We start from the raw sequence: 20,719 nt of genomic DNA on the forward strand, positions 1-20,719 counted from the left end.
CGGCACCGGCCCGTCCCGAAGGCCCCTACGCCTCGCGCGTCCCCTCGTACATCTCGTCGATCAGGTGCTTGTACTCCCGCTCGACGACCGGCCGCTTCACCTTCAGGCTCGGGGTGACCTCGCCGTGCTCGACGTCGAGGTCGCGCGGCAGCAGCCGGAACTTCTTGATCGTCTGCCAGCGCTGGAGGCCCTCGTTGAGCTGTTCGACGTAGCCGCCGACCATCTCGACGGTGGCGGGCGCGGCGACGATCTCGGCGTACGAGCGGCCCTCCAGCCCGTTCTCCCCGGCCCACCCGGTGATCGCGGCCTCGTCGAGGGTGATCAGCGCGGTGCAGTAGTTGCGGTCGGCGCCGTGCACGAGGATGTGGGAGACGTACGGGCAGATCGCCTTGAACCGGCCCTCGACCTCGGCGGGTGCCACGTACTTGCCGCCGGAGGTCTTGATGAGGTCCTTCTTGCGGTCGGTGATGCGCAGGTAGCCGTCGGGCGACAGCTCGCCGATGTCGCCGGTGTGGAACCAGCCGTCCGGCTCCAGCACCTCGGCGGTCTTGTCGGGCAGGTTGTGGTAGCCCTGCATGATGCCGGGGCCGCGCAGCAGGATCTCGCCGTCGTCGGCGATGCGCACCTCGGTGCCGGGCAGCGGCTTGCCGACCGTGCCGGTGCGGTAGGCCTCGCCGGGGTTGACGAAGGAGGCGGCGGAGGACTCGGTGAGGCCGTAGCCCTCCAGGATGTGGATGCCGGCGCCGGAGAAGAAGTAGCCGATGTCGGGCGCGAGGGCGGCGCTGCCCGACACGCAGGCGCGCAGGTTGCCGCCGAACGCCTCGCGGATCTTGGCGTAGACGAGGGCGTCGGCGACCCGGTGCTTGGCCGACAGGCCGAGGGGGGCGCTCGCCGTGCCGGTGCGGCGGAAGTTGTCCTGGGTGACCCTGGCGTACTCGCGGGCGACCTCGGCGGCCCACTGGAAGACCTTGTACTTGGCGGCGCCGCCCGCCCTCGCCTTGGCCGCGACACCGTTGTAGACCTTCTCGAAGATGCGGGGCACGGCCGCCATGTACGTCGGCCGCACCACCGGCAGATTCTCTATGATCTTGTCGACGCGGCCGTCGACGGCGGTGACGTGGCCGACCTCGATCTGGCCGGAGGTCAGCACCTTGCCGAAGACGTGCGCGAGCGGCAGCCACAGGTACTGCACGTCCTCGCCGGTGACCAGCCCGGTCGCGGCGATCGCCTTCGCCATGTACGACCAGCTGTCGTGCGGGAGGCGGACGCCCTTGGGCCGGCCGGTGGTGCCGGAGGTGTAGATGAGGGTGGCGAGCTGGTCCTTGGTGATCGCGCCGACCCGCTTCACGACCAGGTCGGGATCCCTCTCCAGGCGGGCCGCGCCCCGGCGCTCCAGCTCGGCGAGGGTGAGCACCCGGTCGCCGGGCTCGACGCCCTCGCCGTCGATGACGACGACGTGCGTCAGCTCGGGCAGCTCCGCCCGCTTCTCACGCGCCTTGGCCAGCTGCTCGGCGTTCTCCGCGATGAGCACCCGGCTGCCGGAGTCCGACAGGATGTACGCCGACTCCTCGGCGTCGGTCTGCGGATAGACGGTGGTCGTGGCGGCGCCCGCGCACATGATGCCGAGGTCGGCCAGGATCCACTCGATCCGGGTGGCGCAGGCCAGGGCCACCCGCTGCTCCGGTTCCACCCCGAGCTCGATCAGGCCGGCCGCGATGGCGGTCACCCGCTCGGCGGCCCGCGCCCAGCTCAGCGACCTCCACTCGTCCGGGCCCCGGCCGGAGGCGGACGGGAGGGGGTAACGGTATGCCTCGGCGTCCGGCGTGGCCGCCACGCGCTCCAGGAAGAGGCCCGCCACGGACGGCGGACGGTTCTCGATCAGTGTCTGTGCGTCGCTCACGACATCCTCCGGGCCCGCGACAGTGCGGCTGGCTCAGGTGCGGCTGGTCTTCCTCGGCGGTCTTCCTCGCGAGCCGCTGTTTAACTCACGAGTAACTACGGGGCAGGGTTCAGAGTAGAGGCCGGTCGGCCGCGGCGTAAGACTCCGCGCCCTGCCACTTACCCCTTCCCCTCCTCGGAGGATGCCCGCAACCACGCGCGGGGGCCCGCCGTACGGAAGTACGACGGGCCCCTCGCTGTTCGTTTCATCCGGGCGCTTCCCGATCCGTTTCGCCCGGTTACTTCTTGGCCTTGCCCGACCCCGCGCTGTCGTCGCTGGAGAGGACGGCGATGAAGGCCTCCTGCGGGACCTCCACGGAACCCACCATCTTCATCCGCTTCTTGCCTTCCTTCTGCTTCTCCAGCAGCTTCCGCTTGCGGGAGATGTCACCGCCGTAGCACTTGGCGAGGACGTCCTTGCGGATGGCGCGGATGGTCTCGCGGGCGATCACCCGGGAGCCGATGGCGGCCTGTACCGGCACCTCGAAGTTCTGCCGCGGGATCAGCTCCTTCAGCTTGGCGACGAGCCGGACGCCGTAGGCGTACGCCTGGTCCTTGTGGGTGATCGCCGAGAAGGCGTCCACCTTGTCGCCGTGCAGCAGGATGTCGACCTTGACGAGCGAGCTGCTCTGCTCGCCCGTGGGCTCGTAGTCGAGGGACGCGTACCCGCGCGTCTTCGACTTGAGCTGGTCGAAAAAGTCGAAGACGATCTCCGCGAGCGGGAGGGTGTAGCGGATCTCGACGCGGTCCTCGGACAGGTAGTCCATGCCGAGCAGGGTGCCGCGCCGGGTCTGGCACAGCTCCATGATCGCGCCGATGAACTCGGTGGGCGCGAGGATGGTGGCGCGCACGACCGGCTCGTACACCTCCGCGATCTTCCCCTCGGGGAACTCGCTCGGGTTGGTGACGACGACCTCGGTGCCGTCCTCCATGATCACGCGGTAGACCACGTTCGGCGCGGTCGCGATCAGGTCGAGGCCGAACTCGCGTTCCAGGCGCTCCCGGATCACGTCCAGGTGGAGCAGGCCCAGGAAGCCGACGCGGAAGCCGAAGCCGAGGGCGGCGGAGGTCTCCGGCTCGTAGACCAGCGCGGCGTCGTTGAGCTGGAGCTTGTCGAGGGCCTCGCGCAGCTCCGGGTAGTCGGATCCGTCCAGCGGATACAGACCCGAGAACACCATCGGCTTGGGGTCCTTGTAGCCGCCGAGCGCCTCCTGGGCGCCCTTGTGCTGACTGGTGACGGTGTCGCCGACCTTCGACTGGCGGACGTCCTTCACACCGGTGATGAGGTAGCCCACCTCACCGACGCCGAGACCGTCGGCCGGCAGCATCTCCGGCGAGTTGGTGCCGATCTCCAGCAGCTCGTGCGTCGCGTTCGTGGACATCATCCGGATCCGCTCGCGCTTGTTGAGCTGGCCGTCGATGACACGGACGTACGTCACGACGCCGCGGTAGGAGTCGTAGACCGAGTCGAAGATCATCGCGCGGGCGGGGGCGTCCTCGACGCCGACCGGGGCGGGGATCTCGGCGACGACCTTGTCCAGCAGCGCCTCGACGCCGAGCCCGGTCTTCGCGGAGACCTTGAGCACGTCGTCGGGCTCGCATCCGACCAGGTTGGCGAGTTCCTCGGCGAACTTCTCGGGCTGCGCGGCCGGCAGGTCGATCTTGTTGAGCACCGGGATGATCGTGAGGTCGTTCTCCATCGCCAGGTAGAGGTTGGCGAGGGTCTGCGCCTCGATGCCCTGGGCGGCGTCGACGAGGAGGATGGTCCCCTCGCAGGCGGCGAGCGACCGCGACACCTCGTACGTGAAGTCGACGTGCCCCGGGGTGTCGATCATGTTGAGGATGTGCGTGTTGGCCTTGTCGTGGGTGGGGGCCCACGGCAATCGCACCGCCTGGGACTTGATCGTGATGCCGCGCTCGCGCTCGATGTCCATGCGGTCGAGGTACTGGGCGCGCATCTGCCGCTGCTCGACCACGCCGGTCAGCTGGAGCATCCGGTCGGCGAGCGTGGACTTGCCGTGGTCGATGTGCGCGATGATGCAGAAATTGCGGATCAGAGCCGGGTCGGTACGGCTCGGCTCGGGCACATGGCTAGGGATCGCGGGCACGCAGGGTCCTGATTCTTGAGGCGTCCGCAGTGTCTGCGGTCTCGGGTCGGATCGATACGTAGCCTCCATGGTCCCACGGGCGGGGACCGGCGACCGGTTTGGGCCGCGCAATCGCCCGCTGGTAGTCTGAGTGGCTGTGTCTCATGCCCTCTCGGCGGGAGGCACGTCTCCTAGAAATCACCGGCGCGCGAGACGGACCGCCAGCGGCCCCGTGCTCGCGTGCCTGAACCTGTAGAGGCTCATCCGTGGCGAACATCAAGTCCCAGATCAAGCGGAACAAGACCAACGAGAAGGCGCGGCTGCGCAACAAGGCCGTCAAGTCCTCTCTGAAGACCGCGATCCGCAAGGCCCGCGAGGCCGCCGCCGCGGGTGACGTCGAGAAGGCCACCGAGTACCAGCGCGCCGCGGCGCGTCAGCTCGACAAGGCCGTCTCCAAGGGCGTCATCCACAAGAACCAGGCCGCCAACAAGAAGTCGGCGCTGGCGCAGAAGGTCGCGTCCCTCAAGGGCTGAACCCTTTCTTGATCTGACCGGATCCGACCGGACCCCCGGTGGATCCAGCCGCCGGAAGGACCCAGAGCGGGCCCTCTCTCATCCGCTCCCGACCGGCACCCCGGATCCGCGCGCGGCCTGCGTTCGCCACGCGGGCGCGGATCCAGCAGCTTCACCCGGAGGCCCCGCCGTCCCGCCCTTCCCCAGGGCGGGACGGCGGGGCCTTCGGCCTGCCGGGGACGCGCGGTGCCCCGCCACCGGCCGGTGGCGGGCGGTGTCCCCACGTCCGGCGGGGGCCCGGGCGGACCGAGCCCTGTCGGCAGGCAGGGACCCGGTGGTGACGGGCCGGGGCCGCCGCCGGGCCGGGTGTCAGGCGCGGCCCCTCGACCGCGCCGCCCGGGCGATCGTGACGACCGCCTTCTCCAGGGCGTACTCGGGGTCGTCCCCGCCGCCCTTCACCCCGGCGTCCGCCTCGGCGACCGCCCGCAGCGCCACGGCCACCCCGTCCGGCGTCCAGCCCCGCATCTGCTGCCGCACCCGGTCGATCTTCCACGGCGGCATGCCGAGCTCACGGGCGAGATCCGCCGGCCGTCCCCCGCGCGCGGAGGACAGCTTGCCGATCGCCCGTACGCCCTGCGCCAGCGCACTGGTGATCATCACCGGCGCCACCCCGGTCGCCAGCGACCAGCGCAGCGCCTCCAGCGCCTCCGCCGCCCGCCCCTCGACCGCCCGGTCGGCGACCGTGAAACTGGACGCCTCGGCGCGCCCGGTGTAGTACCGCCCCACGACCGCTTCGTCGATCGTGCCCTCGACATCCGCGGCCAGCTGTGCGACCGCCGAGGCCAGCTCCCGCAGATCGCTGCCGATCGCGTCGACGAGCGCCTGGCACGCCTCCGCCGTGGCCGACCGCCCGGCCGTGCGGAACTCGCCCCGCACGAACGCCAGCCGGTCCGCCGGCTTCGTCATCTTCGGGCACGCCACCTCCCGCGCCCCCGCCTTGCGCGCGGCGTCCAGCAGCCCCTTGCCCTTGGCGCCGCCCGCGTGCAGCAGCACGAGGGTGATCTCCTCGGCGGGCGCCGAGAGGTACCCCTTCACGTCCTTGACCGTGTCGGCGGACAGGTCCTGCGCGTTGCGTACGACGACGACCTTCCGCTCGGCGAAGAGCGAGGGGCTGGTCAGCTCGGCGAGCGTGCCGGGCTGCAGCTGGTCCGGGGTCAGGTCACGTACGTCCGTGTCGGCGTCGGCGGCCCGCGCGGCGGCCACCACCTCCTGCACGGCACGGTCGAGCAGGAGCTCCTCCTGGCCCACGGCGAGGGTCACCGGGGCGAGGGGGTCGTCGTTCGCAGTCTTCCTGGCCATCGCCCCAAGCATCCCACGCGCCGCTGACAACGGACCGCGAACCAAAGGGCACGGCGTTCCCGGGCCGCTCCCCGGCCCCACCGGCCGACGGGGCTACGGCTCCTCCCGCCAGCCGTCCCACTCCTGCACGAACGCGTCCAGCTCGGCGGCGTCCAGCCGCTCCTCCTCGTCCCGCAGGACGACGAGCCACTGGGCGTCCTCGGCGTCGTCCTCGCCGGCCAGCGCCTCCCGGACGAGCCGGGGTTCCTCCTCGACGCCGAACCGCTCCCCCAACTCCCGGGCCACTTCCTCCGCGGCGTCGCGGTCGGGCAGCACCAGCACATGTCTCACGTCACTCACGCACGCCATTGTCCGACATCACGCCGGCACCGCACCGACGGCGGCTGCCCCCTGGCGGGGACGAGCCGTCCCTCCGCCCCCGTCCCGTCCCTCCCGGTTCGCCGGCTCCCGGGCACGGTCCGCATGTCGGGCGACCGGACAGAAGGGAGACGGGAAAGGAGGGGGAGACGGAAGAAGGAGGAGACGAGAAGGGGCCATCGGTCACCCGTGGAGCCCCGAGGCGGCACGTGCCCCGCGGACGGAATCCGGCGGACGCGGCGGAACTCGCGCACGGCGCCCCGTACGCGGCCCCGGCCTCAGTCACCCGCCACCCGCAGCCGCCCGTCCGTACCGACGACCGCCAGCGTGCCGTCCCGGTCCGTCCGCAGCACCGCCGCGCCCCCGGCGCGCAGGGCGGCGACCGTGCCGGGGGCCGGATGCCCGTACGGGTTGTCCTCCCCGCAGGAGATCAGCGCCAGCCGCGGAGAGATCCGGCGCATGAGGTCCGGATCCTGGTACGCCGAGCCGTGGTGGGCCACCTTGAGCACGTCCGCGCCTTCCAGCGCCGCTGCCGCCGGTGACCTCGCCAGCGCCCGCTGGGCCGGGGGCTCCAGGTCGCCCAGGAGCAACAGCCGCAGCCCGGCCGTCCGGACCAGCAGGGTGACGCTGGCGTCGTTCGGCCCCTCCGGCTGCGGCACCGGGCGGGCCGGGGCGGCGTGCGCGCCCGCTCCGGACCCGGGGGGCGGGAGGGGCCACACCACCTCCCAGGACAGCGCGCCGGTCCGGCGCCGTTCCCCGGCGGCGGCGTGCCGCACGGGAACGCGCCGGGCCGCCGCCTGGCGCCGGACGAACTCCGCCTGCCCCGCGGGTTCCTCGAAACCGGTCGTCTCGATCGCGCCCACCGCGCGCCCCCGCAGCACGCCGGGCAGGCCCGCCACGTGGTCGGCGTGGAAGTGGGTGAGCACCACGAGCGGGACCCGGGTGATGCCGAGCAGGCGCAGGCAGCGGTCGACGAGCGTGGGATCGGGTCCGGCGTCCACGACGACGCCCGTGCCCTCGCCCGCCGCGAGCACCAGCGCATCCCCCTGTCCCACGTCGCACATCACCATCCGCCAGCCCGGCGGCGGCCACCCCGTGATCACCCGGGTCAGCGGTGGCGGCTGCACCACCACGAGCAGCAGCAGCACCCCGCAGACCCCGCACCACCAGGGGTGCCGCGCCAGACGGCGCCCGGCGAGCAGCACGGCCACCGTGACCAGCGCGAGCAGCGCCGCCCCGATCCAGCCGCCCGGCCAGTCCACTCCCGAGCCCGGCAGTGCCGCCCCGGCGCGGGCGACCCGCGCGATCCACCCCGCTGGCCAACTCGCGCACCAGGCAAGGGACTCGGCCACCGGCATCGCCAGCGGCGCCGTCGCCAGCGCCATGAAGCCCAGCACCGTGGCCGGCGCGACCGCGAACTCCACGAGCAGGTTGCACGGCACCGCCACCAGGCTCACCCGTGCCGAGAGCACGGCGACAATCGGCGCGCACACCGCCTGCGCGGCCGCTGCGGCGGCCAGCGCCTCCGCCACCCGCGGTGGGACCCGGCGCCGCCGCAGTGCCGCGCTCCACCGCGGCGCGACCGTGAGCAGGGCCCCCGTGGCCAGCACGGAGAGCAGGAAGCCGTAACTGCGCGACAGCCACGGGTCGTACAGCACCAGCAGCAGGACGGCCGTCGCCAGCGCCGGGATCAGGGAGCGGCGGCGTCCGGTGGCCAGGGCGAGCAGCGCGACGGACCCGCAGGCCGCCGCCCGCAGCACACTGGGGTCGGGCCGGCACACGACCACGAACCCGAGGGCGAGCGCGCCGCCCAGCACGGCCGTCGTCCGCAGGGAGACGCCGAGGCGGGGCGCCAGTCCCCGGCGCTCGCTGCGCTGGGCCAGGCCGGGCGGCCCGAGCAACAGGGCCAGCAGAATGGTGAAGTTGGCTCCGGAGACGGCGAGCGTGTGAGCGAGGTCGGTCTCCTTGAACGCCTGGTCCAGTTCGGGGGTGATGCGCGAGGTGTCCCCGACGACCAGGCCTGGCAGCAGCGCCCGCGCGTCCGCCGGCAGGCCGTCGGTGGCCTCCCGCAGACCGGCCCGCAGCCGGCCCGCGACGCGCTGCGGCCCCGACGGCTCCCCCACCACGTCCGGTGCCGTCCGGCCCCGTACCCGCAGCACGGCCGCCACCCGGGCCCCGTCCGCCGACGCGGGTGCCAGCCGCCCGGTGACGCGCAGCCGCGTGGACGGCAGCAGGCCGAGCCACGGGCCACCGGCCCCGGCGGCGGATTCCCCGTCCGTCGTACCCGGGCCGGGGCGGACGACCAGCAGCACCGGTGTCCGGGTCGCGACCGCCGGCCCGTCCGCGGCCACCCGCCGTACGTCGGCGTCGATCAGTACCGCGTCCGGGATCATGTGATCGCCCCGGACGCGGGGCCGGCTGAGCCGGGGGTCGGAGACCGTCTCCACTTCGGCGGTCACGGTCGCGTACCGCTTCGCGAGGGCCGGTACGGGTCCCCGGCGCAGGTCGGCTCCGTGGAGTCCGGCCGAGGCCGCGGCGGCGGCGACGCAGAGCAGTACGGCGGCGGCCGGCACGCGTGACCACGCCCCTGCCCCACGCCGCAGCGGCGGCGGCAGCGCCTGGGCCGGTGCCGTCAGCAGGAGACCCGCGACGGCCAGGCAACCGCTCACGGCACCGGCGGCCCATCCCGGTGAGGCGTCCAGCAGCAGCGCCGCCGTCGCCCAGGCCGCGAGCGCGGGCGGCACCAGCCGCAGGTCCGCCGGTCCCTCCTGCCGGGGCCGGGCCGCCCCCAGCCGCGTCCCGGAGGCCGCGTGCACGGCCGCTCGGGCGGGTGGCGTCCGGGCGAGGGCCGGGACGGGGGGCGGGTCGGCGGGGGCCGGGGCGGTCGCGTGCTGCGGCGGTTCGGGGGCCGGGCTCATGGCCGGACCAGGTTCCGCAGGTCCGCGAAGCGCCGCTCGCCGATTCCGTTCACCTCGCGCAGTTCGTCCACCGAGCGGAATCCGCCGTGCTGGGTGCGGTAGTCGACGATGTGCCGGGCCAGCACGGGGCCGACGCCCGGCAGTGTTTCGAGCTGGTCGGCGGTGGCCGTGTTGAGGGAGAGCGGAGCGGCGGGACCCGCCGTGACGGCCCCGGCCGGGCCGCCCGCGCCGGGAACCGGGACGGGGGCGGGGGCGGGTCCGCCGACGACGACCTGTTCGCCGTCCACCAGGAGGCGGGCGCGGTTGAGGCCGTCGGTGTCGGTGCCGGGACGTACGCCACCGGCCGCGCGCAGGGCGTCCTCGACCCTCGAACCGGCCGGCAGCCGGTGGATGCCGGGTTCGCGGACCTTGCCGCCGACGTCCACGACGATCTCGGCGCCGGCCGGGGGCGAGGCCCCGGCCGGGGGCTCGGGCACGCCGCTCTGCGGGTCCGCCCGCCCCGGTCCCCCGCCCTGCCCGCGCTCCTGCCCCGGTTCGCCGTACGGCGCCGCCGCCCGCACCACCTCCGGGACCCGCACGGGCTGGGTACGGCCCGCCCAGAAGTGCTGCGCGGCGAAGGCCGCGGCGGCGACGAGCACCACCGCGAGGGCGGCCACGCCCCGCCGCTCCAGTCCGCACCTGGCTTGCAGCCACACGGGCAGCCGCTCCCGCAGTGCCGGACCGGCCCGCTCCCGCCAGCCGCCTTCGGCCGTCGCGCGCTGCGCCCCCGCCCCGTCAGCGCCTCCCCCGCCCTCGCGTGCGTCCGGCGCCTCCCACCCGTCGCGGGCGGGATGCCCCGCGGCAGGGCGTCCGGTGGCAGGCCCGTCGGGCGGCGGCCCCTCCGCCGGCTCCGGCCGCTCGCCGGCACGGGCGGCGAAGAGCAGGTCCGCCCGTCGGCGGAGCTCCTCGGCCGGGGCCCTCCGGCGCCGTGGGCGGCCGTGGGCGCGGGGCGGGCGGCGGTGGCGGGTACGGCCGTCGGAGGCGGGCCCGCGGCCCGGGCCGCTGGTCGCCGTCGCTGTGCGTGAGGGTGATCGAAGAGCATGCGACGAGGATCGGGCACCTCGCCGCACTCGCGATGATCATGCCGGGGTTCCGGGGACTACTGCCCGGTTGTGGACATCCCGGTCACCCGCACGGGTGACGGGGCGGAAGGCCAGAGGTGCCGCGCCGCCTCAGCGGGAGGACACCACGACCCCCAGCAATCCGGGTCCCGTGTGCGCCCCGATCACCGCCCCGACCTCGCTCACATGCAGGTCGGCCAGGCCGGGGACCCGCGCCCGCAGCCGGTCCGCGAGGGCCGATGCCCGGTCGGGGGCGGCGAGGTGGTGGACGGCGATGTCGACCCGGGCGCCGCCCGCGCGGTCGGCGGCGATCTCCTCCAGGCGGGCGATCGCCTTGGCCGCCGTCCGCACCTTCTCCAGGGGTTCGATCCTCCCCCCGCCCAGCTGCAGAAGCGGTTTCACCGCGAACGCCGAGCCGAGCAGGGCCCGCGCGGCTCCGATCCGGCCGCCGCGCCGCAGATAGTCGAGGGTGTCGACGTAGAAGTAGGCGGAGGTGCCCGCGGCGCGTTTCTCCGCGGCCGTGACGGCCTCGTCCTCCGTGGCGCCCTCCTCCGCCGCCTCGGCCGCGGCGAGCGCGCAGAACCCGAGCGCCATCGCGACCATCCCGGTGTCCACGACCCGCACGGGTACCGGCGCCTCCCTGGCCGCGGCCACCGCCGCGTCGTACGTCCCCGACAGTTCGGCGGACAGGTGGAGCGAGACGATGCCGTCGGCGCCGGACTCGGCGGCCTTGCGGTAGGTCTCGGCGAAGAGCTCGGGGCTGGGGCGGGAGGTGGTGACCGGGCGTCGCTTCTGCAGGGCCTGGGCCAGGGAGCGGGTGGAGATCTCGGTGCCCTCCTCCAGGGCCCGGTCGCCGAGGACCACGGTCAGGGGGACCGCGGTGATGCCGTGGCGCTCCATCGTCCGGGCCGGAAGATAGGCCGTTGAATCGGTGACGATCGCGACATGGCGGGACATGTGCTGGAGGTTACCTGGCGTAGTGCGCGTGCGGCAGTGCGGCCCCGGACGGACGGGGCGGACGGGACCGGATCAAGTCGTGTTCTCGGGGCGGGTCTTCCGCTGCCAGGGGTGGACGGGCCGCGGATCGGGCGGGGTGATGGCGGGACGCGCCGGTTCCTGCGCCGGGTGCGGTCGCGGCTCACCGTCCGGGTGCGGCCGCGGGTCCCGGGACCGGGTCCGTCGCGCCGCCGCGTCGTCGGCAGCCGGGGCTTCGGGCCACGGCGGGGGCGGCGTGGCCGGCTCGTCCACCTGTGACCAGTGCCGCAGGGCACCGGCCTCGACGTCGATCTGCGCGCTCAGCATGTCGAGGTCGTCGTCGGCGAAGCGGTGCGCCCGGTCGCGGGCCGCCCAGCGCAGCGAGTCCGCGGAGCGGGTGATGCGCTCGGTGCGCTCCCGCAGGTCCGGCAGCCGCGCGGCGAGCGCGGCACGGTCCGGTTCGGACTCCAGGCGCCTGAGCTCGGCGTCGAGTTCGTGCCCGTGCGCGCTCAGCCGCTCGAACAGGGCCAGGGACTCCTTGAGGGACGCGTCCTCGGCCGCGCCCGCGTGCAGGGCGTCCTGCGTGGCCCGCATCGAGGTGCGCAGGGCCAGCCGCAGCTGGGCGAGCTCGCCCGCCGGGCCGGGCTGCGCGAAGGACTTGGCGCGCAGCGTGTGGTCCTCGACCGTGCGGCGGGCCTGGGTGAGGGTGCGGTCCACGCCGCGTTTGGCGGCGCCGACCGCCTTCACCGTGGCGTAGACACCGAGGGCGACGAAGATCACGAAGAGCAGGGCGAAGACTGCGATCACTTCTTCCACGGTGCTCCTCCTCCGGCCCTGCGGACCTCCGGCCTGCCACGGCGGCCGCCGCGCCGCTCTTCAACGGTAAACGCAACGGGCAGGTCCGGAGTTCCGGAAGAACCCCGAACCTGCCCGTAGGGGACCACCCCGAGCCCGTCCGCGTGACCGGCCGCGAGCCGCCGCCGGACACCGGCGGAGCGGCGCCGGCCGGCCCGCGCCCGGACGTTCGCGCCTACGCCGGGACGATGTTCACCAGCTTCGGCGCGCGCACGATCACCTTGCGGATCCCGGCCCCGTCCAGCGCGGCGACGACCTTCTCGTCGGCCAGGGCCGCCTTCTCCAGCTCCTCCTCGGAGATGGACGGCGACACCTCCAGCCGCGCCTTGACCTTGCCCTTGACCTGCACCACGCACGTCACGGTCTCGTCCACGACGTACGCCGGGTCGGCGACGGGGAAGTCCTGGTGGACCACCGAGGCGGTGTGGCCCAGCCTGCGCCACAGCTCCTCGGCGATGTGCGGGGCCAGCGGCGCCACCAGCAGCACCAGCGCCTCGGCGACCGGCCGGGACACCGGGCCGCCCGCCTTGGTCAGGTGGTTGTTCAGCTCGGTGATCTTGGCGATGGCGGTGTTGAACCGCAGGCCCTCCAGGTCCTGGCGCACGCCGTCGATCGCCTTGTGCAGGGCGCGCAGCGTCTCCTCGTCCGGCTCGGCGTCGGTGACCGTCACCTCACCGGTCGTCTCGTCGACGATGTTGCGCCACAACCGCTGCAGCAGCCGGAACTGACCCACCACCGCGCGCGTGTCCCACGGCCGGGACACGTCCAGCGGGCCCATGGCCATCTCGTACAGGCGCAGCGTGTCGGCGCCGTACTCGGCGCAGATCTCGTCCGGCGTGACCGCGTTCTTCAGGGACTTGCCCATCTTGCCCAGCAGTCGGGTGACCTTCTCGCCCCGGTACCAGTACGCGCCGTCGCGCTCCTCCACCTCGGCGGCCGGCACCGCGATGCCACGGGCGTCGCGGTAGACGTAGGCCTGGATCATGCCCTGGTTGAACAGCTTGTGGAACGGCTCGGCCGAGGAGATGTGCCCCAGGTCGTACAGGACCTTGGACCAGAAGCGCGCGTACAGCAGGTGCAGCACGGCGTGCTCGGCGCCGCCGACGTACAGGTCGACGCCGCCGTGCGGCTGCCCCTGGCGCGGGCCCATCCAGTACTGCTCGATGCCGGGGTCGACCAGCCTGTCGCCGTTGTGCGGGTCCAGGTAGCGCAGTTCGTACCAGCACGAACCGGCCCAGTTGGGCATGGTGTTGGTCTCACGGCGGTACTTCTTCGGCCCGTCGCCCAGGTCCAGGGTGACGTTGACCCAGTCCTCGTTGCGCGACAGCGGCGTCTCGGGCTGGGTGTCGGCGTCGTCCGGGTCGAAGGTGCGCGGGGAGTAGTCCTCGACCTCGGGCAGCTCCAGCGGCAGCATCGACTCGGGCAGCGCGTGCGCGACGCCGTCCTCGTCGTAGACGATCGGGAAGGGCTCGCCCCAGTAGCGCTGGCGGCTGAACAGCCAGTCGCGCAGGCGGTAGTTGACGGTGCCCTCGCCGATGCCCGTGGACTCCAGCCATGCGGTGATGCGCGCCTTGGCCTCGGTGACGCCCAGACCGTCCAGGTCGATCCGGTCGTTGGCGGAGTTGACGATCTTCGCGTCGTACGACGCGAAGGCGTCCTCCCAGGTCGAGGTGTCGGTGCCGCGGCCGTCGGTCGGCTCCACCACGCAGCGCATCGGCAGCTCGAAGGCGCGCGCGAAGGCGAAGTCCCGCGTGTCGTGCGCGGGGACGGCCATGATGGCGCCGGTGCCGTAGCCCATCAGGACGTAGTCGGCGATGAAGACCGGGATCTTCTCGCCGGTGACCGGATTGGTCGCGTACACGCCGGTGAAGACACCGGTCTTGTCCTTGGCCTCGGCCTGCCGCTCGACGTCGGACTTGGACGCGGCCTGCGCGCGGTAGGCGGCGACGGCCTCGGCCGGGGTGGCGTGACCGCCGGTCCACGCCTCGCGCGTGCCCTCGGGCCAGGCGGCCGGGGTGAACTTCTCCACCAGCGGGTGCTCGGGCGCCAGCACCATGTAGGTGGCGCCGAACAGGGTGTCCTGGCGGGTGGTGAAGACGGTGATGTGCTCGCCGTCGACGGGGAAGTCGATGCGGGCGCCCTCGGAGCGGCCGATCCAGTTGCGCTGCTGCAGCTTGATGGCCTCGGGCCAGTCCAGCTCGTCCAGGTCGTCCAGCAGCCGGTCGGCGTAGGCGGTGATGCGCATGTTCCACTGGCGCAGCTTGGCCTTGAAGACGGGGAAGTTGCCGCGCTCGGAGCGGCCCTCGGCGGTGACCTCCTCGTTGGCCAGCACGGTGCCCAGGCCGGGGCACCAGTTGACGGGCGCGTCGGAGGCGTAGGCCAGGCGGTAGCCGCTCAGGACGTCGGCGCGCTCGGCGGCGGTCAGCTCGCTCCAGGAACGGCCGCCGGGGACGGCGCGCTCACCGGACTCGAACTGCTCGACCAGTTCGGAGATCGGGCGGGCCTTCTTCGCCTCCTCGTCGTACCAGGCGTTGAAGATCTGCAGGAAGATCCACTGGGTCCACTTGTAGTACTCCGGGTCGATCGTGGCGAACGACCGGCGCTTGTCGTGGCCCAGGCCCAGCCGGCGCAGCTGGGCCTTCATGTTCTCGATGTTGGCCTCGGTGGACACGCGCGGGTGCGTGCCGGTCTGCACGGCGTACTGCTCGGCGGGCAGGCCGAAGGCGTCGAAGCCCAGGGTGTGCAGGACGTTGTGGCCGGTCATGCGCTGGAAGCGCGCGAAGACGTCGGTGGCGATGTAGCCCAGCGGGTGGCCGACGTGCAGGCCCGCACCGGAGGGGTACGGGAACATGTCCATGATGAACTTCTTGGGCTTGGCGGCCAGCTCCGGGTCGCCCGCCAGGTCTCCGCTCGGGTTGGGCGCCGCGTAGGTGCCCTCGGCGTCCCAGAAGTCCTGCCAGCGTGCCTCGATCTCCGCGGCCACGGCGGCCGTGTAGCGGTGCGGCGCGGCCACCTCGGCGGTGGCAGCGGGGTTCGTCTCGCTCATGATCCTCAAAGCTCCATCGATCGTCTCTGCCTACGGCTGTCGAGAAACGAAAAATCCCCTCGCACAGGAGGGGATGCCGCGCCGATTCCGGCCACTCGACTCGTCCGGTGGCCGGGACTGATCAGCGCGGCCCGCTAAGCAGAAGGCGTACGGCACGCATGGCGTCAGGGTACCGCAGCCTCCGTGCGGGCGGCGACGCGCTTCCCGCGGACCTCCGCGGCGGCGGGAGCGGTGCGGGCACCCGCCCGCCGGGCACGGCCGGGGCGCCGCTCGAGGTCCACCGCGCGCGGCGGTCGCCGAGGGGCGGCGCGACGACGGCCGGCGAGGCGCTCGCCTCGCCCGCGGCAGGCGGGCGGTTCGCTCGGGGCGGGCGCCCTCCCGCGATCCGTCGGCGCTCCTCGGGGCCACGGACGCCGTGCGCCCGGCCGCCGGCCCGGAAGGATCCGGAAACGAGAAGATCCCGCCGGGTCCGACGACCCTGCGGGATCCTTCTGTGGAGCTAAGGAGAATTGAACTCCTGACCTCCTGCATGCCATGCAGGCGCTCTACCAACTGAGCTATAGCCCCTTGCCGTTTTCCTTCCGGTTTCCCCGGCGGCGACGCCAACATTACACGGTCCCCCCGGCCCAACACCAAATCGCTTTCGTTCTGTCCCTTTTCGCCCCTGATGTCCCCCAAGCTGGTCCCTGCGTCGGCCCCGGCGGGGAAGTCCGGGGGTCAGGCCGTGACGAACGAGTAGAACCGCTTGAGCGTGCAGTGCTCCTCGAGGAGCCGGCCGTAGATCGGCTCACCCTCCAGTTCGCGGTACGTCTCGATCGGGTCGCCTTTTATGATCAGCGCCCGCGCGCACTCCTCGCACCAGTACTGGTACTCCGGGTTGACCGGCTCCATGTCGCGGACGATCGGCGTACCGCTGCCGCACCAGTCGCACTTCCGCCTGTGTGCACCCATCGATCAGCTCCAGCTGTGGCCGCAGGCCGTGCACACGTACGAGATTCCGCCGTTGTCCCCGAGGACTTGGGCCACGTGCGCGGAACCGCAGGAAGGGCAGACGAGACGGGTGCCCGTGTCGTGCGTCACAGCGGTGTCGAGGAAGTGACCGACCTCCTCGCGGATGCTCGCAGGCATCGCTACTCCCTCCCGTCGGGCCGCGCTCCCTTCCGGCCGTTTGATTCTGCCACGACCGGACCGACACGGTCAGCGACGCCTTGGATACCGGTCCGGACACGACGTCCGGAGCCGCCACCCCCGCGACGCGCCCCCGCGGCCGGCGGCGCCCGCCCGGACGAGGAAACGAAGAATCCCGCCCCCCGGAGGGGACGGGATTCGTCCGTGTGCTGTGGAGCTAAGGAGAATTGAACTCCTGACCTCCTGCATGCCATGCAGGCGCTCTACCAACTGAGCTATAGCCCCTTGTGTTCTTCCCGCTCGGCGGGGCGAACAAGAAGAACTTTAGCCTGTGACCTGCCGGAAAGTGAAATCCGGGGTCCCGGACCTGCCGCGGGCCGCTCAGTCGTCGTCGCCGAGCACCGGCTCCGGCAGGGTGCCGGCGTTGTGCTCCAGCAGCCGCCAGCCGCGGGCGCCCTGGCCGAGGACCGACCAGCAGCAGTTGGTCAGGCCGCCGAGGCTCTCCCAGTTGTGCGGCGCCAGCCCGAGGAGGCGGCCGATGGTGGTGCGGATCGTGCCGCCGTGGCTGACCACGACGAGCGTGCCGTCCTCGGGGAGCTTGTCGACGTGCCGGAGCACGACGGGGGCGGCGCGGTCGGCGACCTCGGTCTCCAGTTCGCCGCCGCCGCGGCGCACGGGCTCGCCGCGCTTCCACGCCGCGTACTCCTCGCCGTACCGGGCGATGATCTCGTCGTGGGTCAGGCCCTGCCAGGCGCCCGCGTAGGTCTCGCGCAGCCCCTCGTCGAAGGTCACCTCGAGACCGGTGAGCGCGGCGAGCTCGGCGGCGGTGTCCGCGGCCCGCCTCAGGTCCGAGGCGACGATCGCGTCGGGCCCGAGGCCGGCGAGCAGCCGGGCGGCACGGCGGGCCTGGGCGACACCGGTCCCGGTGAGCTCGATGTCCGTGGTGCCCTGGAAGCGGCGCTCCACGTTCCAGGCGGTCTGGCCGTGCCGCCAGAGGATGACGCGGCGGCCCCTGCCCTGCTTCCTGCCGGGCTCGGCACCGGCGCCGCTCACCGCCACTCCCCGCCCGGCTCCGCGGCCTCCTCGGCGGCCTGCGCTCGCGCGTGCTCCTCGGCCTTGCCGCGGGTGGCCCGGGCGTCGTCGGGCAGTTCGATCTCGGGGCAGTCCTTCCACAGCCGCTCCAGGGCGTAGAAGACGCGCTCCTCGCTGTGCTGGACGTGGACGACGATGTCGACGTAGTCGAGCAGGACCCAGCGGGCCTCTCGGTCGCCCTCGCGGCGCACGGGCTTGGCGCCGAGCTCCTTGAGGAGCCGTTCCTCGATCTCGTCGACGATCGCCTTGACCTGGCGGTCGTTGGGCGCGGAGGCGAGGAGGAAGGCGTCCGTGATCGACAGCACGTCGCTGACGTCGTAGGCGATGACGTCGTGGGCGAGCTTGTCGGCGGCCGCCTGGGCGGCGGTGTTGATGAGCTCCAGGGAGCGGTCGGTAGCGGTCACTGCACGGCTTTCGGTCGGCGGTCGGTTTGCCTTCCAGGGTCTCACGGACGGCCGCGGGCCCCCGGGGTGTGAAGGGGCGGTCCCGCGTGGGCCGCGTCACGCGCGCGGCGCGGCCCACGCGGTCCGTGGTGTGCTCGGCGTCCCTAGGACGACGGCTCGTAGTCCTGGCCGAGGAGCACCGCGACGTCCGCGGTCGAGGAGACCTTCCCCCGGGTGACGGCATCGGCCGGGAGGCCCAGGGTCTTGGCGACCTCGGTGGCGTCCTCCTTGTCGGCGGCGTCCGCGTAGAGGACCTGGGACGTCGTCCGGGCGGACGTCGTACCGCCCTCCAGGAAGGTGAAGCCGCCGTTGAGGAGCGCGACGCGGGCCCTGTCGGTGTCGTCCCGCGTCCCGCCGGCGTTCCGCACCAGGACGCGCACGGCGGAGTCCTGGCCGGGACTCTTGGCGGTGCCGCCGAGGATGTCCTTGACGACGCTGTCGCTCGCCTCGGCGTCGAGCGTGCCGTCCGGCTGGACCGGCAGCAGCGCCGTCTTGCAGTCGCCGCCCTTGGCCAGGTCGGCCAGCCCGGCGAGGAAGGTGCCGAGCTCCTTGTCGGTGAGCGGCGGGTCCAGGATCTGCGCCAGCGTCTGGATGGTGGTGGTCGCGGCCTGCGGATCGGAGGGCAGCTTGCGCAGCACGCCCTGCATGACCTGGCCGAACCGCTCCAGCTGGGCGTTCGGCGACTCCTCGGGGGCGCGGTAGGTGGCGTAGGCGACCGCCATCTTCCCGCTCAGGGTCTGGTTCTCGCCCTGGTGGACCAGCGGCGCCGTGCCCTTCTTCCCGGAGTCCGGGTCGGGCACGTCGGTGTCGGTGTCGACGTCGATGCTGCCGACCAGGTCGACGAGGTTTTGCAGGTAGGGGGTGTCCAGCCGCCAGGTGCCCTGGATGGAGGTGCCCAGGACCGAGTCCAGCGCCTCCTGGGTGCCGTCGGCACCGGCGTCCTCGACGGACTTGGCGAGCGTGGTGGTGGTGCCGTCGTCCCCGGTCAGCGTGAGGGAGTTGGGCAGCAGGACGGCGGTGCCCTGCCGGGTGGTGGCGTTGTCGACGAGCAGCGCCGTGGTGGTGCCGCCGTTCCTGGTGTCGTGCAGGTGGACGACGATCACGTCGCGCTTCTGGGCGCCCGCCGCCGTCGCACCGCCCGTCTCCGCGCCGGAGGACGACAGTCCGGGGAGCTTCCCGGCGTACCAGAGCCAGCCGGTTCCGCCGACCACGCACAGCGCCAGGACGACGGCCAGCGCGATCAGGCGCGCGCGTGCACGGCGGCGGGCCTCCTCGCGGCGCTCGGTGCGGTTCTCGGTGAACTTCAGCCAGTCGATGACGTCCTCGGAGTCGCCGTCCGGCTCCTCGACGAAGGCGAACTGCTCGGTGCGGTAATCCCGTTCGGCCCCTGCGGCTTCGGTCCCCGCTGCGGGTTCCGGCTCGTCGGGCGGGCCGACCTGCTGGGGGACGTAGGCGGTCTGCTCGGCGACGCGCGCCTGCGGCCCGCCGGCGGCGGTCTGCCCGTACGGGTCGTACGGGTCGTGGGGCTGCCCGCCTCCGCCGCCCTGGTGGGCGGCGGAGGCGTAGGAGCCGTAGGGGTCGTGAGGGTCGTGGGAGGCGGAGCCGTAGGAGGGCGCGGACGGCTGCCGGTCCGTGTCGTGGCCGGCGTCCGCGGCCTGGACGCCGTAGGAGGGGGCGGCCTGCTGCGCACCCGCGGTGTACGGGTCGTAGGCGTATCCCTGCTGGCCTTGCTGGCCTTGCTGGCCTTGCTGCCCGTACGGGTCGTACGGGTCGTACGGCTGCTGGTGCGCGTGCTGCTGCACCGGGGCCTGGCGGTACACGGGCTGGCCGTACTCGTCGTAGCCGACGAGCTCGTACGAAGCGCCCCCGTACCCCGCGTCGTATCGGTCGTTCACCGGTACCCCTCTCGGCTCAGTCGCCGTGGTACAGCTGGCGCTTGTCGATGTAGCGCACGACTCCGTCGGGCACCAGATACCAGACGGGGTCGCCCTTGGCGACTCTCGCACGGCAGTCCGTGGAGGAGATGGCCAGGGCGGGGACCTCGACGAGGGAGACACCGCCCTCGGGCAGGCCCGGGTCGGTCAGGTGGTGACCGGGGCGGGTGACGCCGACGAAGTGCGCCAGGGAGAACAGCTCCTCGCTGTTGTGCCAGGTCAGGATCTGCGCCAGCGCGTCGGCGCCGGTGATGAAGAACAGGTCCGTGTCGGGGTTGAGGGCGCGCAGGTCACGCAGGGTGTCCACGGTGTAGGTGGGACCGCCGCGGTCGATGTCGATGCGGCTCACCGAGAACTGCGGGTTCTCGGCGGTCGCGATGACCGTCATCAGGTAGCGGTCCTCGGCCGCGGAGACCTTGCGGTGGCTCTTCTGCCACGGCTGGCCGGTGGGGACGAACACCACCTCGTCGAGGTGGAACCGCACGGCGACCTCGCTCGCCGCCACCAGGTGCCCGTGGTGGATCGGGTCGAAGGTGCCGCCCATGACGCCGAGACGGCGCTTGCCCGTGCGCACCGGGCCGTCACCGGAGCCGGCGGCACGGCCGGGAGCGGGGCGTCCCCGCGCGCCGCTCGCCGTGTCGTTCGCCGGACCGGTAGGCATGTCCTGCTCTCCCATGCGAGCAGACCCTACCGGCCCGGTCCGGGGGCTTCGGCCGCCCCCGGCCCCACAGCACCCGGTGGCCGGGCGCGACGCCGCCGGAGGGCCGCCTAGCGGTCGCGGTTGAAGCGCGTGGTGACCCACAGCAGGAGCATCAGGATGACGAAGGCGGCGCCACCGGTGAGGTAGGGGCTGAGGCTCTCGTGGTTGCCGCCGTGCTCCTGGCCCTCGGCGGCGAGGGTGACCAGCTGGGCAGCGGTGCTGTGGAAGCTCATCTTCGGCAGGACCTATCAGGTGTGGGCGGGATAAAGACGTCG

Annotated in this window: 17 protein-coding genes and 2 tRNA genes; 1 reads left to right on the plus strand and 18 read right to left on the minus strand. The window is 73.1% G+C overall.

The features are described from left to right. Window positions 1–25 precede the first annotated feature (25 nt). Window positions 26–1,900, minus strand: a complete 1,875-nt coding sequence (locus ACSU6Z_RS09125) for an AMP-dependent synthetase/ligase (RefSeq protein WP_437044450.1) — start codon at window positions 1,898–1,900, stop codon at window positions 26–28. Window positions 1,901–2,177: 277 nt separating this feature from the next. Beyond that, window positions 2,178–4,046, minus strand: coding sequence for a translation elongation factor 4 (gene lepA, locus ACSU6Z_RS09130; protein WP_437044451.1), 1,869 nt, complete (start codon window positions 4,044–4,046; stop codon window positions 2,178–2,180). Window positions 4,047–4,291: 245 nt separating this feature from the next. Here lepA and rpsT point away from each other — a divergent pair, with 245 nt between their 5' ends. Next, complete coding sequence (gene rpsT, locus ACSU6Z_RS09135) at window positions 4,292–4,558, plus strand: 30S ribosomal protein S20 (protein ID WP_437044452.1); 267 nt, start codon at window positions 4,292–4,294, stop codon at window positions 4,556–4,558. 348 nt (window positions 4,559–4,906) lie between these two features. On the opposite strand, the gene holA is transcribed toward rpsT, so the two are convergent. The 16 genes from holA to ACSU6Z_RS09215 all read right to left on the minus strand — a co-directional run bounded on the left by holA (window position 4,907) and on the right by ACSU6Z_RS09215 (window position 20,677). Beyond that, entirely contained in the window at window positions 4,907–5,896 is a 990-nt protein-coding gene (gene holA, locus ACSU6Z_RS09140) for a DNA polymerase III subunit delta (RefSeq protein WP_437044453.1), read from the minus strand. A gap of 93 nt (window positions 5,897–5,989) precedes the next feature. Then, window positions 5,990–6,235: a hypothetical protein gene (locus tag ACSU6Z_RS09145; protein WP_437044454.1), complete on the minus strand. Its 246-nt coding sequence runs from the start codon at window positions 6,233–6,235 to the stop codon at window positions 5,990–5,992. Window positions 6,236–6,531: 296 nt separating this feature from the next. Next, window positions 6,532–9,171 carry a ComEC/Rec2 family competence protein gene (locus ACSU6Z_RS09150; protein ID WP_437044455.1) on the minus strand — a complete coding sequence of 880 codons (2,640 nt, stop codon included), beginning with the start codon at window positions 9,169–9,171 and terminating at the stop codon, window positions 6,532–6,534. Further along, entirely contained in the window at window positions 9,168–10,280 is a 1,113-nt protein-coding gene (locus tag ACSU6Z_RS09155; RefSeq protein ID WP_437044456.1) for a helix-hairpin-helix domain-containing protein, read from the minus strand. Before ACSU6Z_RS09155 ends, ACSU6Z_RS09150 begins: the two co-directional genes overlap by 4 nt. A 102-nt stretch (window positions 10,281–10,382) precedes the next feature. Beyond that, a complete protein-coding gene (locus ACSU6Z_RS09160; RefSeq protein WP_437044457.1) occupies window positions 10,383–11,228 on the minus strand; it encodes a DegV family protein in 846 nt (281 codons plus the stop codon). A gap of 72 nt (window positions 11,229–11,300) precedes the next feature. Beyond that, window positions 11,301–12,062, minus strand: a complete 762-nt coding sequence (locus ACSU6Z_RS09165) for a hypothetical protein (RefSeq protein WP_437044458.1) — start codon at window positions 12,060–12,062, stop codon at window positions 11,301–11,303. Window positions 12,063–12,276: 214 nt separating this feature from the next. After that, the gene (gene leuS / locus ACSU6Z_RS09170; protein ID WP_437044459.1) at window positions 12,277–15,147 is read right to left on the minus strand and encodes a leucine--tRNA ligase; all 2,871 of its coding nucleotides are present in this window, start codon (window positions 15,145–15,147) and stop codon (window positions 12,277–12,279) included. A gap of 494 nt (window positions 15,148–15,641) precedes the next feature. Continuing rightward, a tRNA-Ala gene (locus ACSU6Z_RS09175) sits at window positions 15,642–15,714 on the minus strand. Window positions 15,715–15,864: 150 nt separating this feature from the next. After that, window positions 15,865–16,098, minus strand: a complete 234-nt coding sequence (locus tag ACSU6Z_RS09180; protein ID WP_053750770.1) for a hypothetical protein — start codon at window positions 16,096–16,098, stop codon at window positions 15,865–15,867. Between the two features lie 3 nt (window positions 16,099–16,101). Beyond that, window positions 16,102–16,275: a hypothetical protein gene (locus tag ACSU6Z_RS09185; protein WP_437044460.1), complete on the minus strand. Its 174-nt coding sequence runs from the start codon at window positions 16,273–16,275 to the stop codon at window positions 16,102–16,104. A 212-nt stretch (window positions 16,276–16,487) separates the two neighbouring features. Further along, window positions 16,488–16,560 (minus strand) — tRNA-Ala (locus ACSU6Z_RS09190). A gap of 96 nt (window positions 16,561–16,656) precedes the next feature. Further along, window positions 16,657–17,334 (minus strand): histidine phosphatase family protein, encoded by a 678-nt coding sequence (locus ACSU6Z_RS09195; protein WP_437044461.1) that lies wholly within the window; start codon window positions 17,332–17,334, stop codon window positions 16,657–16,659. Beyond that, complete coding sequence (gene rsfS, locus ACSU6Z_RS09200) at window positions 17,325–17,771, minus strand: ribosome silencing factor (RefSeq protein WP_437044462.1); 447 nt, start codon at window positions 17,769–17,771, stop codon at window positions 17,325–17,327. The genes ACSU6Z_RS09195 and rsfS overlap by 10 nt, the downstream gene beginning before the upstream one ends. 143 nt (window positions 17,772–17,914) lie before the next feature. Beyond that, the gene (locus ACSU6Z_RS09205) at window positions 17,915–19,705 is read right to left on the minus strand and encodes an LCP family protein (protein WP_437044463.1); all 1,791 of its coding nucleotides are present in this window, start codon (window positions 19,703–19,705) and stop codon (window positions 17,915–17,917) included. A 16-nt stretch (window positions 19,706–19,721) separates the two neighbouring features. Further along, window positions 19,722–20,420, minus strand: a complete 699-nt coding sequence (gene nadD / locus ACSU6Z_RS09210) for a nicotinate-nucleotide adenylyltransferase (RefSeq protein WP_437044464.1) — start codon at window positions 20,418–20,420, stop codon at window positions 19,722–19,724. A 92-nt stretch (window positions 20,421–20,512) separates the two neighbouring features. Next, complete coding sequence (locus ACSU6Z_RS09215) at window positions 20,513–20,677, minus strand: hypothetical protein (RefSeq protein WP_358785923.1); 165 nt, start codon at window positions 20,675–20,677, stop codon at window positions 20,513–20,515. Window positions 20,678–20,719: the final 42 nt, after the last annotated feature.

Source organism: Streptomyces sp. enrichment culture, from assembly GCF_964273145.1.
GTDB lineage: Bacteria > Actinomycetota > Actinomycetes > Streptomycetales > Streptomycetaceae > Streptomyces.

What these genes read in the sequence shown, in the direction of transcription:
- ACSU6Z_RS09150 (WP_437044455.1), bottom strand. Translation starts at nt 9,171, where the DNA reads ATGAGCCCGGCCCCCGAACCGCCGCAGCACGCGACCGCCCCGGCCCCC.
- ACSU6Z_RS09185 (WP_437044460.1), bottom strand. Translation starts at nt 16,275, where the DNA reads ATGCCTGCGAGCATCCGCGAGGAGGTCGGTCACTTCCTCGACACCGCT.
- leuS (WP_437044459.1), bottom strand. Translation starts at nt 15,147, where the DNA reads ATGAGCGAGACGAACCCCGCTGCCACCGCCGAGGTGGCCGCGCCGCAC.
- ACSU6Z_RS09215 (WP_358785923.1), bottom strand. Translation starts at nt 20,677, where the DNA reads ATGAGCTTCCACAGCACCGCTGCCCAGCTGGTCACCCTCGCCGCCGAG.
- ACSU6Z_RS09180 (WP_053750770.1), bottom strand. Translation starts at nt 16,098, where the DNA reads ATGGGTGCACACAGGCGGAAGTGCGACTGGTGCGGCAGCGGTACGCCG.
- holA (WP_437044453.1), bottom strand. Translation starts at nt 5,896, where the DNA reads ATGGCCAGGAAGACTGCGAACGACGACCCCCTCGCCCCGGTGACCCTC.
- ACSU6Z_RS09160 (WP_437044457.1), bottom strand. Translation starts at nt 11,228, where the DNA reads ATGTCCCGCCATGTCGCGATCGTCACCGATTCAACGGCCTATCTTCCG.
- nadD (WP_437044464.1), bottom strand. Translation starts at nt 20,420, where the DNA reads ATGGGAGAGCAGGACATGCCTACCGGTCCGGCGAACGACACGGCGAGC.